Source organism: Psychrobacillus sp. FSL K6-4615, from assembly GCF_038008225.1.
GTDB classification, from domain to species: domain Bacteria; phylum Bacillota; class Bacilli; order Bacillales_A; family Planococcaceae; genus Psychrobacillus; species Psychrobacillus psychrotolerans.
The window spans coordinates 3,285,690-3,303,091 of the sequence record NZ_JBBOYQ010000001.1; the positions used below are offsets into that span (position 1 = coordinate 3,285,690).

Here is a 17,402-nt window from a genome sequence, read left to right on the forward strand (position 1 = left end):
TTGTTGGTTATAATAGTCGTTATGACAGAAGGAAGGAGCTAAGAAAATGCTCAAGAAGTTTTTTTCATATTACAAACCGCATAAACGACTATTTATCATTGACTTCAGTAGTGCTGTATTTGTCGCAATTTTAGAGCTCGCCTATCCAGTTGCAGTTCAATGGTTTATCGATGACTTGTTACCTACTGGGGATTGGAGCATGATAACAAAAATAAGCATCCTACTATTGGTAGTATTTATCCTCAGCACTTTTCTACAATATGTAGTAAGTTATTTTGGCCATAAACTCGGCATTAATATAGAGACCGATATGAGACAGCAATTATTCACCCACGTTCAACGTCAATCATTCCGGTTCTTTGATAATACGAAGACAGGTCATATTATGAGTCGAATTACAAATGATTTATTTGATATTGGTGAACTTGCCCATCATGGTCCGGAGGATTTGTTCATTGCTATTATGACATTAATCGGTGCTTTTACGATTATGTACAATATTAATCCGGAACTTGCGATTATCGCTATTGTCATGGTGCCGATCTTATCCGTCGTAGCAACGTACGGTAACATTATGATGAATAGAGCATGGAAAAACATGTATGGAAATATTGCAGATGTAAATGCACGAGTAGAAGACAGTGTTTCTGGTGTTCGTGTTGTTCAATCATTTACCAATGAAACTTTTGAAATTGCCCGTTTCAAAGAAGATAATGGACAATTCCGTTTAGCTAAGCTGGTGGCCTATAAAGTGATGGCCGGTACACATTCTAGTATTTATATGTTAACTCGTCTCGTAACATTGGTCGTGCTTGTTGTCGGAGCTTGGTTTACATATAAAGGAGCTCTTACCACCGGGGAACTTGTAAGTTTTGTACTATATGTCAACGTGTTGATAAAACCTGTTGATAAAATAACGGCACTACTTGAGCTATATCCTAAAGGAATGGCTGGTTTCAAACGCTTCTTAGAACTAATTGAACAGGACCCTGAAATTCAAGACTCTCCAAACGCCCTAACTGTTCAGCATTTAAAAGGAGATATAAATTTCGAGCAAGTTGGTTTCCGATACGATGAACATAAACCTGTATTAGATAATATTAACTTGTCTATTAAAGCAGGAGAAACTATCGCATTCGTAGGTCCATCTGGAGCAGGGAAAACTACTATTTGTTCCCTAATCCCAAGGTTTTACGATGTTCAAGAAGGAGCGATTTCCGTAGATGGATTGAACATCCAAGATATTACGATGAAATCATTGCGTTCTCAAATTGGAATTGTTCAACAGGATGTATTTTTGTTTACGGGATCTATTCGTGAGAATATTGCCTATGGTAAACAAGATGCAAGTGAGGAAGAAATTCGAGACGCTGCCAAAAAGGCACATTTAGAAGATATGATTGCTTCTCTACCAGAAGGTTATGATACACAAATCGGGGAACGTGGACTTAAGTTATCAGGTGGACAAAAACAACGCCTTGCGATAGCTCGTATGTTCTTAAAAAACCCACCAATTCTAATTCTGGATGAAGCTACATCAGCTCTTGATACGGAAACAGAGCGGTTTATCCAGAAGTCTTTAATGGAGCTAGCCGAAAATAGGACTACCCTTATCATTGCACATAGATTGGCAACTATCCGTGATGCCGACCGTGTCCTTGTTGTAACAGAAAACGGAATCGAAGAAGATGGTTCCTACAGTGATTTAGTAGCACAGGACGGGATATTTGCTAGATTGCATAACATACAGTTCCAAAAGGTTTAATATTAAGGAAACCAAAAAAGTTGTCTCCCAGTAGAATATCTACCGGCGAGACAACTTTTTAATTTGTTCTATTAGTTCTTGCGACTTTGCGGTGATTTTTGGTTACTTTCCGGTGATTCTTGACTACATTGCGATGATTCTTCGTTACTTTGGGGTGTTTCTCTACAACATTGCAGCTATCTATTGGACAAATAAAAATTCTTGAAAACGATCATAATCTGATTTTTTCATTTCTACTTGTACAACGGTACCCTCTTCCTCATACGAAGTAGTGGAGACTGACGCATGCTCATTTAAGTAAGATACAATATCTCCACGGTCAAACGGGATTAGTAAGGAACAACTGACATAATTAGAGAAAATATGTTTTCTAATAATCTCTATCAGCTCATTCAACCCTGCTCCCTCTTTCGCAGAAATCCAAATATTATCACCTGCGATATGTGGGTATTTCATATCTGCTAAATCAGATTTGTTGTAAACAAATACAGTAGGTACATCTTCAACACCAACAGCATGAAGTGTGTCGTTCGTTACGTCCATCATGAAGCGATGTTCTGCGTTCGATACATCCACAACGTGTAGAAGTAAATCTGCATCACGTGCTTCTTCCAATGTTGAACGGAAGGCTTTTACTAAATGATGGGGAAGCTTACTAACAAAACCTACCGTGTCTGTTAATAAAAATTCCTTTTGGTCCGGAAGTTTAATCTGTCTGACGGAAGTTTCTAGCGTTGCAAAAAGCATGTCTTTTTCAAATACTTGCTTCGATTCCATTTGTCCGACTTTGTTTAACAATTGGTTCATAATTGTAGATTTACCAGCATTCGTATAGCCTACTAAAGATACAACGGGAATTGCATTCTTCTTACGTTGTTTGCGCTGCGTTTCACGTTGATCTTTTGCATGCTCGAGGTCTCGTTTGAGTTTGGCAATCTGATCTTCAATTTTACGTCTATCCAGCTCTAGCTTTGTTTCCCCAGCACCACGGTTTTTAAATCCCCCGCCAGTTCCCCCACCTTGTCGGCCTAGAGATGCTCTAAGTCCCACAAGACGTGGAAGCATATATTGAAGTTGCGCTAAATCTACTTGCATTTGAGCCTCGTTAGATTTTGCACGTCGAGCAAAGATATCAAGAATTAGCATAGTACGGTCAATAACTTTACAGTCCAGGTCACGTTCTAAGTTCCTAATTTGTGATGGGGAAAGCTCATCATTGAAGATAACTAGATTAGCTCCGGCTTCTTCATATAGGCTTCTAATCTCCTCTACCTTACCGGTCCCCACATAATGAGATGAGGTAACTCGTTCAAGATTTTGCGTTACTTCCCCAACTACCTCCACATCTAGTGCCCCTGCTAAATTGTGTAGTTCTTCCAATCCGTATTCAAAATGCTCATCTTTTTGTAATTTTACAGCTACGAGTATTGCCTTTTCTATTATTTCATCCATATAATTTCTCCTTTTAAAGAAAGCGATAGGTTGCTTGTTCGTATGTGATTTCTTTATGTAGATTAGAACCATCAATATCAATGCTTGCAAGTCGCTCTTTTGTTTCGATTTTACTTTGTTTAAATATTAATCGTGTATTTTCTAAAAGTAATGTTTGTTCATCATACTCGATTAGTTGAAAATAATTTTTCCACTTATTCATTACTTCCCTTGGATCTCGAACGTGAAACTCACAAGCAGTAATAGATAACTTCAGATTACTGGCATTTATTGTTCCATCCTCTTGCAGTGAGTGATATCTAGCCTCATCGCTCTCCTCCCATTCTATAAAGAACGGAAAAGGCAAAGCATTACTAACTTCCTCGTGGATAAATAACATTTTCCATTTACGTATTAATCCACTAGTTGTCTTCCTCTCAGCATGTAGAACTCCCGAAGTTTTTATACCCTGGTCCATTAGCTGGTTACTAAGATGAGCTATATTAGTAGTGCGGATACAGATTGTATTGAATCCTGCTCCACTTGTTTTCAAGTCATGAAGCATAAGATTTATAAGAGGATGATCAGCGTTGTTCGCAACTTCCTGCCGTTCTATGGAAAGCCACTCAATATAGCTGGTTTTCGTATAAAGAAGTGCGTTGTATGTTCCCCATTGAGTATGTTGACCACCCACTACTGTATGAACTTCATTTTCCATCCAATCTTTCGCTACCTCTAGCGGTTCTTTTGTAACGCTATGAACGATATGATCCAAATACATCGTAGCACCTCCTTTCAATAATTCCCATGCCATCAGTATATCAATAAATATGAAGAGCATCGATCGGAAAACTGATGCTTCTCAATTACTAAGATCACACCTTAATAACCTGTGTTTCGACAACCATGTCATAAAGTGATTTTTTACGCTTACTAAATAGAGCGGTAAGGATATAAGCAAGCATAAGCCCATAGATAATTCCACCAATTGCATAGTAGCTAATTGGAACTTCTGCATCTCCAAGGTAAATCAGGCGATACACAAGATAATGTGAAAGTTCCCAAGGGAGAAATTTCACAATGGTTCTAAAAACAGACTGGAGTATCGAAAGGTTTTGATTATGTTTATTGACTACTTTAATTCCCATATATCTCTTGCCTACGGACTGTTTCCCTAGCACTGAATCACTAATAATAAAATAGAGTGAAACCGGCAATGTTACCATTAGAAATCCTGTGAACTGCGCAACTACAAGTGAGTTAATAAACAAACTCTGTATAGATGGAAATACAAATATATTGAAGACAGCAAGCACACTCAAGTAGGCAAATATAAGCAAGTAATCCAGCATAAACGCTTTGAATCGCATTATGAAAGTTGCATTCACATTCACTTAAAGTTACTCCTCGTAATGGATTTGTTTTCTTACCTTTCTATTCACATGAAATTTGTCGATTTCCCAGGAAATAATACGAATTATACTTTGGCCTTCTCTTTAGACATTTCACGAAGGAGGAACTTTTGAATTTTGCCTGAAGCTGTCATTGGATATGACTCTATGAATTCAATATACTTTGGTATTTTATGATATGAAATTTTCCCTTTACAGTATTCTTTTAATTCATCAGAAGTTATCTGTTCGCAGCTTTTTAGAATAACCCATGCCATAAGCTCTTCTCCGTATTTAGGATCAGGTACTCCAACTACTTGAACGTCTTGGACCTTAGGGTGCTGATATAAAAATTCTTCTACTTCTTTTGGATAGATATTTTCTCCACCACGGATTACCATGTCTTTAATACGTCCCGTTATATCTATATACCCTTCCTCATCCACCACTGCGATATCACCTGTGTGAAGCCAACCATTAGGGTCAATTGCCGTCTTAGTTGCTTGTTCGTTTTTATAGTATCCTTTCATCACTAAATAACCTCGGGTACAAAGCTCACCAGGGACTCCAGTTGGTGTATCTTCCCCTGTAATTGGATCTATAATCTTCACTTCAACCCCAGGATGAGGCTTCCCGACAGACGACACTCGCTTCTCAATAGGATCGTCCGTCTTCGTTTGTGTAATGACCGGAGAGGATTCTGTTTGTCCATAAGCTATTGTTATTTCACTTGCACCCATATCTGTGATCACTTTTTTCATCACTTCAATTGGACAAATAGAGCCTGCCATAATACCTGTTCGCAGTGTAGACAATTTAAACTGCTTAAAATCTGGATGGTTCAATTCTGCGATGAACATTGTTGGTACCCCGTGCAATGCTGTACATTTTTCGTCCTGAACTATTTGAAGTACTTTACCTGGATTAAATTGCTCGATAATGACCATGGTAGTTCCATGTGTTACAGATGCGATTGTTCCCATTACACACCCAAAGCAGTGGAAAAAAGGTACTGGAATACAAAGACGATCTTTTTCTGTTAAATATATATAGTCGCCTACGAGTTGTCCGTTATTTACTACATTTTTGTGCGAAAGCATTACACCTTTTGGAAAACCAGTCGTTCCAGAAGTATATTGAATATTAATCACTTCTTCATTATGAAGTGACTTCAATGCGTTCTCCAACGTGTCGTCCGACACCTTATCTGCATGTGATAATAGCTCCGCCCATGAATACATACCTTTATACTCATTGTCAGTCATTACTATGACTCTTTTAAAATGCGGGAACTTTTCTGAGAGAATATTGCCTTTTTCTGAATGAATAATTTCCGGGCAAATTGCACGGACAATATCTAAATACGAAGTTCCTTTAAAAGATTCGCATAATATGAGCGTCGTAGCATCTGATTGTTGCAACAAGTATTCTAGTTCTTTCTCTTGATAATTTGTATTCACTGTTACGAGTACGGCACCCATTTTTCCTGTTGCGAATTGGCTGAGTAACCACTCTCTCTTATTGTCAGACCAAATGGCCACATGCTCCCCTTTTTGAATGCCCATACCGATAAAGGCTTTTGCAAGCTCATCCGTTTCTTTGTCAAATTCCTTATACGTCTTTCGAATGCCATGCTCTGGATACACATACGCTTCTGTATCTGGAAATTTCCTGGCTGCTTCTTTCACAATTTCCCCAACTGTTTTTTCATTTAACAAACCAATCACTCCTTGATTGTTTATATACACTCTATTTTATCACAAAATTCTGATGAAATAGACTTTTCATTTTCCGATTGACAGTTTGTTGAAACCTGGTAAAATCCTAATTACTTTAGTGATTGAAAGCGTTGAATCGCCAAAGTGTTAAAATTAGTTTAGGGGGATATTTTATGTTTCGAATTTCATCTACAATTACGCCTCCTTTTCGAGAGGCATTATTTCTAATCTTGTTAATAGTTTCTTTGATGGTAGTTTGTATTATAAAATTTGATGCTGTACCACATTTACCAATTTTATTTGCCATTCTACTTTTAATTGGTTATGGGCTATTAAAAAGGGCTCCATTCGAGTCATTGGAAGAAGGACTAATAGAAGGTTCTAAAACAGGACTCGGCGCTGTTTTCATCTTTTTCTTTATAGGAATTTTAATAAGTAGCTGGATGATTGGCGGTACTATTCCGACGCTTATTTATATAGGATTTCAATTGATTTCACCTCATTTTTTCTTTGCAATAGTCTTTTTAGTAACATGCGTTATCGGTCTTGCTATTGGCAGTTCATTAACAACAGTTGCCACAGTAGGTGTTGCTTTTGTTGGTATAGCAAGTGCTATGGATATTTCATTGGCTATTACTGCTGGGGCCATCGTTTCAGGAGCCTTTTTCGGAGATAAGATGTCTCCATTATCAGATACCACGAATCTAGCGTCAGCTATAGTTCGCGTTGATCTGTTTGAACATATACGTAATATGGGCTGGACGACAATCCCAGCATTTTTTATAGCGATAACTGGATATGCACTACTTTCGCCTAACAAAGAAATTCAACAATTAGAGCAAATAACTACACTGAAAGAAGGTCTACTTCAGACTGGTATGGTCCATTGGTATTCATTACTTCCATTAGTTTTGCTCATTGTACTTTCTGCCAAAAAAGTGCCTGCTATGTTAGCACTTGCTCTTACCTCAGCAAGCGCAATAGCTGTAGCTTATTTCCATCAGTTTTTCACAGCAAGTGAAGTATTACACATCCTATTTAGCGGCTATACATCTCAAACTGGTTTAGAAGCGGTTGACTCCTTATTATCTAGAGGTGGAATGACTAGCATGATGTTCACTATCTCCTTAGTCTTACTGGCTTTGAGTATGGGGGGGCTTTTATTTACTTTAGGAATAGTGCAAAGTTTACTACGGAAAATAGAAAGTTTACTAACGAGTGTAGGAAAGGTCATTTCAGCTGCAGCTTTCACAGCTATAGGAGTGAATGTACTAATCGGGGAGCAATACTTGTCTATTTTATTGACAGGCGAAACCTTTCAAGCCCATTTCCAAAAAGTTGGGTTAGCAAACAAAAACCTTGCTCGTGTGATGGAGGATGCGGGGACTGTAGTAAATCCACTAGTCCCTTGGAGTGTATGTGGAATCTTCATAACAGACGTACTATCTGTTTCAACAATTGATTACTTACCATTTGCTTTCTTCTGTTTACTTTGTCCGGTGCTCACCATTTTGTTTGGACTGACTGGCAAAACACTTACTTATAATAAATGAAGTCGATGTGATACACTATTTCCAAGTATATTACGAAAAAGTAGGCGATTTTATGGAATTTCAAGAAATGAAAGAATACATGCTTGAGCAAATAGTCACGAAGCAACTAGTCACGGCAACTATTAGTCAACCACGCGCAAAGTCTAATGAAGTGAAACGTGTAAAATTGAAACCAATCGAGATAAAGAATACGTATCATATCCAATTAGAATACCAGTACGAAAGAATATTAAAGCATGAGAATATTGCTTTAGATGCTTTTTCAGAGACATTAGATGGACTCTTAGAACAGTTCCGTCAGTTTCATATAGATTTCAGAGAGGAAAAAGTACAGGCTCAGCTTTCCAAGAAAAACAAAGTTATGTGGAAATCAGAAAAAGCCACTGTCTCTAAAGCTGTAGACCTCTCTCATAACCGTAAAAAGAATTATTTATTGGATGCGAATACACCATACCCTTTTCTTATACGCTTAGGTGTCCAAACAGCAGATGGAAAAGTCAAAAAGCAAAAGTACGATAAATTTAAACAAATAAATCGTTTTATCGAATTTATCGATGACACCCTTGCCTATTTACCAAAGGATAAGGCCGTTAGAATTCTCGATTTTGGTTCAGGTAAATCTTATTTGACATTCGCACTGTATCATTACTTGAAAATCGAAAAAGGACTTGATATTCGAGTTACTGGTCTTGATTTGAAAAAAGAAGTAATTGAAGAATGTGCTCAAATAGCCAATGATTTAGGATACGAGCAGTTAGAGTTTCTAGTAGGAGATATAAATGACTATAATGACGAAACTGCGGTAGATATGGTGGTGACGCTTCATGCCTGCGATGTGGCAACTGATATGGCACTTGCCAGAGCAGTTAAATGGGGTGCTAGTGTTATATTAAGTGTACCTTGCTGTCAGCACGAATTAAATACACAGCTAGAAGCACCTGGTCTAGATATAATGTTAAAACATGGTTTGATAAAAGAACGTTTCGCTGCTTTAGCGACGGACTCCATTCGAGCAGAGATTTTAAATATGGTCGGGTACGAAGCACAATTAGTAGAATTTATCGATATGGAAAACACCCCTAAAAACATATTGATACGTGCCTATAAAACAGGAAAAAAACCTACCACTGAACAAATGGCAAGTTATCAGCAATTTAAACAGCTACTTAATGCAAAACCATTTTTGGAGAATGAATTGAAAGATTATCTGAATTGAAAAGATTGAAATACTATGCCGCCGGAGGATCTTATGATGAAAGAACCAACAATTAAAAAAGTGGCTTATGGTTTTGCTATGGCCATCGCAATTATTATTGTGCATTTTATTGATGCCCGCGTTTATGCAATACCTCCAATATTCGCTTTGTTTTTGGCAATTTTCGTTACCTATCTGGGGATTGTATTAATAAATAAATCGGATAAACTAAATAAACCGATCTCTAGAACTAAATATAATTTAATAAATGCAGTCGTTGTGTTTATACTGTTTATCGCTTATTTTACGATTTCCGTATAAAAAAGAGTGAGCTAGGAATGTCTTAAGACACTTCTTGCTCACTCTTTTCTTTATAACTCCTGACGTAATGCTTGAATCACGTCTATTTTTGTTGCTTTGCGAGCTGGTCTCCAACCAGAAATCATTGCGACTCCGATACTCATAGCTGATGCAAGAAGCACTAACTGCCAAGGGATTAACGAGAACGTGATAGATAAATCTGAGAACTCATCCTCTCCTAGAGCAGCGCCAACAACCAGCGGGAGTAACCAGTTAGCTAGGAAGCTCACTGCGTAGGAAATAACGATCGCTAGTAGAGTTCCGATTATCCCAATCCACGCACTTTCCATCAGGAACAATCGTTGAATTAGCTTAGGACTAGCTCCGATTGCTTTCATCACGCCAATCTCACGAGTTCGTTCAGTTACGGCCATTGTCATTGTGTTGAAAATACCTATAGATGATATAAGAATTGCAATAGTCCCAACAAAGATTAGTCCAATTTTAAAAGCCATAAAAAATACATCGATCTGTTCTAATTGCTCTGATACAGAAAAGACGTTATAGCCCATATCCTTTAAATCTTTTGTAACTGATTTCACATGCTCTAAACTAGATGTATAAATTTTGGTGTTTGTATAAATTTCAGGAACTTGTTCTCCATTTGCTTCATAAGCTGCTGTTAATTTCGGTAACCATGATTCATCCATTAGAATGCCTGAATCTACTATCCAATCTTTTGCTGGATTTTCCATCACTCCAACTACTGTAAAATCCCACTGTTCTGGAAATGCACTCTCCGATTCATACGGTTGTAAGGATAGAGAAACTTCTTTACCTATAATCGACTTTTCATATCCCTTAGGAAGATCCGCTTCCTCTACTCCCTCTTCTACTTTTATACGTTCTGCATCTGTCCACAAGTTCTGAGCAAAGTGATACCCTACTATTATCTCCGATTCATTTTTGGGCAATCGTCCTTCTGATAATTTAAGGTTTGATTGTTCTTCCTCTTTCATGTCAGTTAAGCGCAAGTCTCCTGACATCATTCGATCCTCAAAATGGAAGCTTGTCATTGTATCCATGCTAGTTCTTTGGACGATTGCTCCAATAAATGGTACAGCTTTGATTTCTTTAAGATTCAATTCTTCATTTTCACTCGGGAAAACTTCTACCTGCGTGATGGCTTGATCTTGCAGTATTTCCTTGCGCATCGTATCTTGAATACCAAATCCAATAGAAGCTAATACGATTAAAAATGCACAACCCATCGTTGCCGCAAGAATAGTCATAAATACACGTAATTTATTTTTCTTAATATGTTGGCGAACAAAATCGACCTGATCTTTAAATAACATTACTGTAAATCCCCCTTCACTAATTCCCCGTCGCGCATTTTAAATGTTCGATGGGCAATACTAGCAACTTCCTCATCGTGTGTAATCATTACAAACGTTACACCAAGCGTTTGATTTAAATTTTGTATTAGCAATAATATATCTTGCTCCGTTTCAGAATCTAAACTCCCCGTTGGTTCATCTGCAAATAATATCGGTGGATTCGTTATTAATGCTCGAGCAATACTTACACGCTGCTGCTGTCCCCCCGACAATTCATTTGGATAATGATCTCCAACCTCTGTCAAACCTACCTTGTCCATCATTTGTTTAACACTTGTTTTTCTTTGCTTAGCGGATATGCCCTTTAGTTTTAGTGGTAGTTCTACATTTTCAAAAGCTGTTAATCCAGGCATCAGTTGAAAATTTTGAAAGATGAAGCCGAAGTTATTTAATCGGAATGCTGCTCTTTCTGTTTCATTTAAATTAGCTGTTTCCTGTCCATTTACTGTTATGGAGCCTTGTTCAGGGCTCATAAACCCTGCTATCGTATGAAGCAAAGTTGACTTACCCGAGCCGCTTTTCCCTACAATTGCCACGATTTCTCCCTTTTCCACTTCGAAGGATAAGCCTTTTAAGACCGGTACTTTCTTTTCCTTTCCTTTTTTCCCTATTAGGAATGTATGATTCACTTGCTTCACTTTTATCATCTTTTTACCTCCCGTTTCACTACTCATTTCATTGTATCCTTCATTTCTTAACATTTTAGAAGGATAAAAATGAAGAAATTCTTAAGATAGTTTGAAATGCGGAGGGGGCCCTGGTAGCCCTGAATAGCTCTGGAAGGGCTGGCGCCCGGAACGGGACACTGTCAAAAACAAAAAAGTGCACAAAGTTTTCACTTCGTACACTCTTATCCCTTTATTACAATTTAATAGCAACTTTCTTTGTAAGCTGGCGAATAACCCATAGAACTATAATTATAATTGCCACCACACCTATTATGGATATTGGTAAACCAAAGTCATACGAGGAAAGCCTTTCTGGTACTGTTAGCCCTAATCCTATACTTAATAATGCATTTTCTATAAAGACTAAGACAATGGAAATACCGATAGACACTAGACCAATCACCACACCAAAACCGTAAAAGGCACTTCCTATTAACCAACCTAGCAGATAAAACGTTAAGAGGTTTAAAATAACGATGAATATTGCTAACAACCAGTTACTTTGTGTATCGACATAAGGAGCTATAATAATGGATTGAATAACCTCAACGATTACCCCATCATCTTCCATGTTGACTCTTTCACCAAAAGTAGTCGTAAAAATTGATGACATATTAAACATTTTTAAGATGAATAATTCAATTACTGCCACTATACTCGTAATCACTGGAAGTGCAATAGAAAGTCCAACAGAAGCAAGTGCTGCTCCCTTAAAGTAATCTTTTCTCGTTACTCCATTACTGACATAGTGAGGTAAAAATCCATACGATGAGATAATGCCGACCACTAGCATAAATATATTTGCAGCTACAAATGTAGAGACAAAGTAGATTTCTATGTCATTGTTGCTATTTATAGCCATTACTATTTTTATTAGATGAATAACGAACATTATTCCTAAAAATCCAAATGCCCAAAATAATTGAACCCAAAACAAATCTGTTGCTACTTTCGGAAAAATGCTTGCTTTTTTCAATTTAATCATCCCCTTCTGTCAAATGGATAAACAGATCTTGAAGTGAAATTGGACCAATCTCCAGTCCCCTTTGCCGAGCTACTTTTCTGTCATGCTCACTTAGTTCACCATATACCATTACAGATTTTGTATTACCCAATTGTTGACTATTTAACTGTTTCATCGGGCGTACAAACTCGTCTACAACCTCCGCTGCGCCTGTAATGGAAGAGCCCTTTGTAACAAGGGACTCAAAATCCTCTTGTAACACAATACTTCCTTTATGCAATATTATTACTTCATCAAACAAATAATCCATTTCAGAAACTAGATGTGTAGAGAGTATAATGATGCGCGGATGGTTCGATTGGTCTTCTAGCAACTCACGGTAAAATATATCTCTAGTTGGAGCATCCATTCCCAAGTATGCCTCATCGAATATCGTAATCGGGGATCTACTTGCTAAACCTATCGTTACGTTTAGAGCGGACTGCATACCCTTCGAGAATTCTTTTATTGGTTTCTTTAATGGAAGTTTAAACTTCTCTACTAAGTAGTCAGCGTATTCTGCATCAAATTGAGAACGGTATCTCCCAACATACTCGAGTGATTCTTTTACATTATCTGATTCATCTTTATAGTCTTTATTGAAAATGAAAGATACATGCTTCATAATTTCTGCATTCTCAAATGGAGCTTCGCCACCTATTGCAATAGTTCCGCCGGTTTGTTCTCTGAATGATGCCAAGATAGAAAGTAGAGATGTTTTTCCTGCACCATTTCTTCCTAATAATCCGTAAATTTTAGGTTCATTTAGGATGAAAGAAACGTCTTTTAATGCGCGATAGGAACCATAGGTTAAGCTCAAATTGTTTACTGATACATTAAAATTCATTGAAGATCACTCCTTTTCACTTTGCTTATTAGATGAATGATTTCCTTTTCTGTTATACCTAACTTGTCAGCTTCCCTCACTAGACCTACTATATAATCATCCACAAATGCTTCTTTCCGTTTTTGCACGAGCACTCCTTTAGCTCCTTCTGCTACGAACATCCCTATCCCTCGCTTTTTAAATAATATTCCTTCTTCTACTAACTGGTTGACCCCTTTTGATACGGTTGCGTGATTTATCTTGTAAAAGCTAACTAATTGATTCGTAGAAGGGGCCTGCTCACCTTCTTTTAATTGATCGTTTACAATTTGGTCTTCAATTTTTTCTCGGATTTGCAAATAGATCGGTTTGTCATGGTCGAAAAGTGTGCTCACTACAATAACCTCTCTCCTTATTACTTATATAGTTATATACTTATGTGTATAACCATATCAGGTGGGATATTTTTCGTCAAGCAGAAGATTTGCCGTTAATATTAATAAAAGGCAAACTTTTTTTCAGCTAACCCAGTCTAATAATTAATACGTTCGAACGTTACAGCAAGAAAAAGGAGCATACCCCTGTCATGACAAAATCAGAAAAGTTTCAGCTAGTGGAAAATTATATAGTTGAAAATCAAAACGCCCATTACCGACTTGCCTATAGCTATGTAAAAAATAAGGAATCTGCCTTGGACATTATCCAGGAGAGCATTATGAAAGCATTAAAGTCGATTGATACACTTGAGCAAATCCAATATTTAAAAACGTGGTTTTACCGAATATTAATAAATACTTCCATAGATTTTATTAACAAAAGCAAACGAATGGTTGTCGTCGAGGATGAAGTTTTAGACTTTCACCTACCTTCCAACGAAATGGAAATACCGGACATCGATCTGTACGAGGCAATTGACCATTTAGCACCAAAACAGAAGACACTGATTATCCTTCGTTTTTTTGAGGATATGAAAATAGAAGATATTGCAATAACACTGGATGTAAATTCCAACACAATTAAAACTAGATTGTATGCAGCTCTTAGGAAATTACGTTCCACTATGGAAGAGAAGGTGAAAGCATGAGCAAGTTAAATGAATCTAAAAAACAGTATAACGATATTGAAATTCCATCAGAGTTAGAGCAATTAGTAAGTAAATCTATTCAAACGGTAAAAATGGAACAAAAGAAGCCTTCTTTCAAAAAGCTTGGAATTGGCATTGCTGCAGCTGCAGCAATATTTGTAGCTAGTGTTAATATGAGTCCTGCTCTCGCTCAATCCCTTTCCACAGTGCCTATACTTGGATCCATCATTCAAGTCGTTTCGGTACAGGAAATAATTATAGAAGAGGACACATATAACGCGGATTTAAAAGTACCAAATATTACTGGATTAACTAATAAAGAATTAGAAAATAGTCTAAATGAAAAATATATAGCAGAAAACAAAGTACTTTATGAAGGCTTTCAAAAAGAGATGGAAGCACTGAAGGAAGTTGGCGGGGGTAATCTTGGTGTAGTTTCTACGTATGAAGTAGTAACGGATACAGATGAGATTCTCTCTATCAGCCGCTACGAGGCAAATATAGTAGGTTCTTCATCCACTACTATGAGAATCGATACAATCGACAAGAAAAATGAAATCCTCATCACATTACCTAGCCTATTTAAAGACAATGGATATATAGATGCAATCTCCAACTATATCAAGGATGAAATGGCTAAAGAGATGGAAGCAGATGAAACAATTATGTATTGGATTGCGAGTGAAGAAGAAATTGGTTTTGAAACCATTCGTCCAGATCAAACGTTCTCTATTACAGCTGATCACAAACTGACTATTTCCTTCGATAAGTATGAGGTGGCACCAGGTTCTATGGGAGTTATTACTTTTGAAATACCAAGCGGTATTATAAAAGAAGAGCTAATCAGCGATTATTATATTCGATGATTTCAGGGATATTCGCGTGATAATCATATTTATTCACCAGTTACTAAAATGATGGTATTTAAAAACTGCTCCTCCTCACGAAATGTGAGAAGGAGCAGTTTATTTTTTAGTTATGAGGGCATCGGTGTTTCGGTTGGTTTTGCATAGCCTTCTTTATACGTTTCATCAATTGTATTACGAATTTCTACTAGTGATTTACCCTCTTGTATCATTTGGATTGATGCGATAGCTGTTTCTAAACAGGCTGCGCAACGAGTTCCATGATCATCCCAAACGACCTCTCCATTTTCCTTTATCTCATGGACGAAGCAGTTGAAATTACTTTTGTGTCCTGCGCTATCCCCACAACCACAATAACAAGGCATCCATTTTAGTACATCATTCGCTTTTGCAGCTGCTTGGTAAACGAGCTTCATGTCCTCGGACTGATTATCTAAAAATGCAGGCAATATATCTGATGAAGCAGTTGTTTCTTGTAAATCCCCATTTTCTAGGTGACCAACATGATTGTCGTGCTCTTCATGATTTTCTTGCTTATTTTCCTGTCCACATGCGGAAAGCAATAATATACTGCTTAGTAACATAAGTAATACTTTTTTCATAATCATAAACAATCCTTTTTACATATTATCTGTCTAGCTCCAGTACCTAGCCCTCGAGCACTTCAGACTTGCGGGGCCGCACGATGCGGGTCAGTCAGTCATTGCGACACGACGTCGCGAACTTAGATTGACTTCCCCTAGGAAAAAACCGCCTTTATTGCATTTCTTCCAGCGCTTTTCAGGGCTTACATAGGCGCTTTCGCTTTTCTTTAATATTAAATCATATTTTCCGGTTTTACGATTTCATCAAATTTGTCAGCAGTCAGAAGTTCTAGCTCGATTGCTACCTCTTTTAATGTTGTACCGTTTTTATGTGCATGTTTAGCTATTTTAGCGGCATTCTCATACCCGATATATGGGTTTAATGCTGTTACGAGCATTAATGAGTTATTTACATGGTGCTTAATCGTATCTAAGTTAGGTTCAATTCCCACTGCACAATTATTATTAAAGCTAAGAATAGCATCACTTAATAATCCAACTGATTGTAGGAAATTGTAAATGATTACTGGTTTAAAGACATTTAATTGGTAATTTCCTTGGCTTGCTGCAAAGCTGATCGTTGTGTCATTCCCCATTACTTGTGCAACAACCATTGTCATCGCTTCACTTTGAGTTGGATTTACTTTACCTGGCATAATGGAACTTCCTGGTTCGTTTTCTGGAATAGAAATTTCTCCAATACCTGAACGCGGTCCACTTGCAAGTAAACGTACATCATTTGCAATTTTCATCAAGTCTGCAGCTAATGCTTTTACAGCACCATGGACATAAACAACATCATCATAACTTGTTAACGAATGAAATTTGTTTTTAGCAGAGGTAAATTCGATTCCTAGTGCTTTAGAAATTTCTGCTGCCACTTGGTCACCAAAGCCTTTGGGAGCATTTAAACCTGTTCCAACGGCTGTTCCACCAATTGCAAGTTCCTTCATATCTTCTACGCTTTGTGTAATCATTTTTGCTGATTTCTCTAGCATCCGATGCCAGCCACTAAACTCTTGTCCTACTGATAGAGGAGTCGCATCCTGTAGATGTGTACGACCGATTTTTATAATATCCATAAATTGCTCGGATTTTTTTCCTAATGTCTCCTTCAAGACATCAATTGCTGGGAGTAGTTGGTTTTCTATTGCAAGTACTCCAGCAATATGAAGCGCCGTTGGAAAAGTATCATTGGAGCTTTGTGATTTATTTACATCATCGTTCGGATGAAGACGCTCTTCGCTTCTCTTTTCCTCTAATAACTGATTCCCTCTGTAAGCGATCACTTCATTAACATTCATATTAGATTGAGTACCGCTACCTGTTTGCCATACAACTAAAGGAAAATGCGCATCTAGTTTACCAGCTAATATTTCATCTGCTGCTTCTGCGATAGCATCTTTTTTCGCTTCCGACAGGTTGCCTAACGAATGACTTACAACCGCTGCAGATTTTTTTAAAAGGGCCAATCCATGAATTACGCCAATTGGCATCTTTTCTGTACCAATTTTAAAATTTTGTTTGGATCTTTGAGTTTGGGCTCCCCAAAGACTATCTTCTGGAACTTTTATTTCTCCCATAGAGTCATGCTCAATACGATAAGACATTAACCTCG

Annotated in this window: 17 protein-coding genes; 6 read left to right on the plus strand and 11 right to left on the minus strand. The window is 37.5% G+C overall.

Annotation, left to right across the window (positions count from 1 at the left end):
- Positions 1-46: 46 nt before the first annotated feature.
- On the plus strand, positions 47-1,765 hold the full coding sequence (locus MKX53_RS16440) for an ABC transporter ATP-binding protein (RefSeq protein ID WP_340912644.1): 1,719 nt from the start codon (positions 47-49) through the stop codon (positions 1,763-1,765).
- 180 nt (positions 1,766-1,945) lie between these two features.
- Here MKX53_RS16440 and hflX read toward each other — a convergent pair whose 3' ends face one another.
- The 4 genes from hflX to MKX53_RS16460 all read right to left on the minus strand — a co-directional run bounded on the left by hflX (position 1,946) and on the right by MKX53_RS16460 (position 6,305).
- Complete coding sequence (hflX, locus tag MKX53_RS16445) at positions 1,946-3,217, minus strand: GTPase HflX (RefSeq protein ID WP_093537499.1); 1,272 nt, start codon at positions 3,215-3,217, stop codon at positions 1,946-1,948.
- A gap of 13 nt (positions 3,218-3,230) precedes the next feature.
- Entirely contained in the window at positions 3,231-3,977 is a 747-nt protein-coding gene (locus MKX53_RS16450) for a VOC family protein (protein ID WP_340912647.1), read from the minus strand.
- 94 nt (positions 3,978-4,071) lie between these two features.
- Positions 4,072-4,590, minus strand: coding sequence for an RDD family protein (locus MKX53_RS16455; protein WP_340912649.1), 519 nt, complete (start codon positions 4,588-4,590; stop codon positions 4,072-4,074).
- Positions 4,591-4,673: 83 nt separating this feature from the next.
- The gene (locus MKX53_RS16460; RefSeq protein WP_424514196.1) at positions 4,674-6,305 is read right to left on the minus strand and encodes an AMP-binding protein; all 1,632 of its coding nucleotides are present in this window, start codon (positions 6,303-6,305) and stop codon (positions 4,674-4,676) included.
- Positions 6,306-6,478: 173 nt separating this feature from the next.
- Here MKX53_RS16460 and nhaC point away from each other — a divergent pair, with 173 nt between their 5' ends.
- Genes nhaC through MKX53_RS16475 form a run of 3 tightly spaced genes read left to right on the plus strand, consistent with a single transcriptional unit; the run spans position 6,479 to position 9,374 of the window.
- On the plus strand, positions 6,479-7,858 hold the full coding sequence (gene nhaC, locus MKX53_RS16465) for a Na+/H+ antiporter NhaC (RefSeq protein WP_340912650.1): 1,380 nt from the start codon (positions 6,479-6,481) through the stop codon (positions 7,856-7,858).
- Positions 7,859-7,910: 52 nt separating this feature from the next.
- Entirely contained in the window at positions 7,911-9,074 is a 1,164-nt protein-coding gene (locus MKX53_RS16470; RefSeq protein ID WP_340763755.1) for a class I SAM-dependent methyltransferase, read from the plus strand.
- Positions 9,075-9,107: 33 nt separating this feature from the next.
- Positions 9,108-9,374 carry a hypothetical protein gene (locus MKX53_RS16475; protein ID WP_340912653.1) on the plus strand — a complete coding sequence of 89 codons (267 nt, stop codon included), beginning with the start codon at positions 9,108-9,110 and terminating at the stop codon, positions 9,372-9,374.
- A gap of 50 nt (positions 9,375-9,424) precedes the next feature.
- Here the strand turns inward: MKX53_RS16475 and MKX53_RS16480 are convergent, their stop codons facing one another.
- From MKX53_RS16480 to MKX53_RS16500, 5 genes are all read right to left on the minus strand, one after another.
- The gene (locus MKX53_RS16480; protein WP_340912656.1) at positions 9,425-10,711 is read right to left on the minus strand and encodes an ABC transporter permease; all 1,287 of its coding nucleotides are present in this window, start codon (positions 10,709-10,711) and stop codon (positions 9,425-9,427) included.
- The gene (locus tag MKX53_RS16485; protein ID WP_340770624.1) at positions 10,711-11,400 is read right to left on the minus strand and encodes an ABC transporter ATP-binding protein; all 690 of its coding nucleotides are present in this window, start codon (positions 11,398-11,400) and stop codon (positions 10,711-10,713) included. Before MKX53_RS16485 ends, MKX53_RS16480 begins: the two co-directional genes overlap by 1 nt.
- Before the next feature lie 214 nt (positions 11,401-11,614).
- Positions 11,615-12,397, minus strand: coding sequence for a hypothetical protein (locus MKX53_RS16490; RefSeq protein ID WP_340912658.1), 783 nt, complete (start codon positions 12,395-12,397; stop codon positions 11,615-11,617).
- Position 12,398: 1 nt separating this feature from the next.
- Positions 12,399-13,271, minus strand: a complete 873-nt coding sequence (locus tag MKX53_RS16495; protein ID WP_340912660.1) for an ABC transporter ATP-binding protein — start codon at positions 13,269-13,271, stop codon at positions 12,399-12,401.
- Positions 13,268-13,645 (minus strand): GntR family transcriptional regulator, encoded by a 378-nt coding sequence (locus MKX53_RS16500; RefSeq protein WP_340912662.1) that lies wholly within the window; start codon positions 13,643-13,645, stop codon positions 13,268-13,270. Before MKX53_RS16500 ends, MKX53_RS16495 begins: the two co-directional genes overlap by 4 nt.
- Positions 13,646-13,836: 191 nt before the next feature.
- Here MKX53_RS16500 and MKX53_RS16505 point away from each other — a divergent pair, with 191 nt between their 5' ends.
- Together MKX53_RS16505 and MKX53_RS16510 are read left to right on the plus strand one after the other, a co-directional pair.
- A complete protein-coding gene (locus MKX53_RS16505) occupies positions 13,837-14,334 on the plus strand; it encodes a sigma-70 family RNA polymerase sigma factor (RefSeq protein ID WP_340912664.1) in 498 nt (165 codons plus the stop codon).
- Complete coding sequence (locus MKX53_RS16510) at positions 14,331-15,200, plus strand: DUF3298 and DUF4163 domain-containing protein (RefSeq protein ID WP_340912666.1); 870 nt, start codon at positions 14,331-14,333, stop codon at positions 15,198-15,200. The genes MKX53_RS16505 and MKX53_RS16510 overlap by 4 nt, the downstream gene beginning before the upstream one ends.
- Positions 15,201-15,310: 110 nt before the next feature.
- Here MKX53_RS16510 and MKX53_RS16515 read toward each other — a convergent pair whose 3' ends face one another.
- Together MKX53_RS16515 and fumC are read right to left on the minus strand one after the other, a co-directional pair.
- Positions 15,311-15,802, minus strand: coding sequence for a PCYCGC motif-containing (lipo)protein (locus MKX53_RS16515; RefSeq protein ID WP_340912667.1), 492 nt, complete (start codon positions 15,800-15,802; stop codon positions 15,311-15,313).
- A gap of 215 nt (positions 15,803-16,017) precedes the next feature.
- On the minus strand, positions 16,018-17,394 hold the full coding sequence (fumC, locus tag MKX53_RS16520; protein ID WP_340912668.1) for a class II fumarate hydratase: 1,377 nt from the start codon (positions 17,392-17,394) through the stop codon (positions 16,018-16,020).
- Positions 17,395-17,402 lie beyond the last annotated feature (8 nt).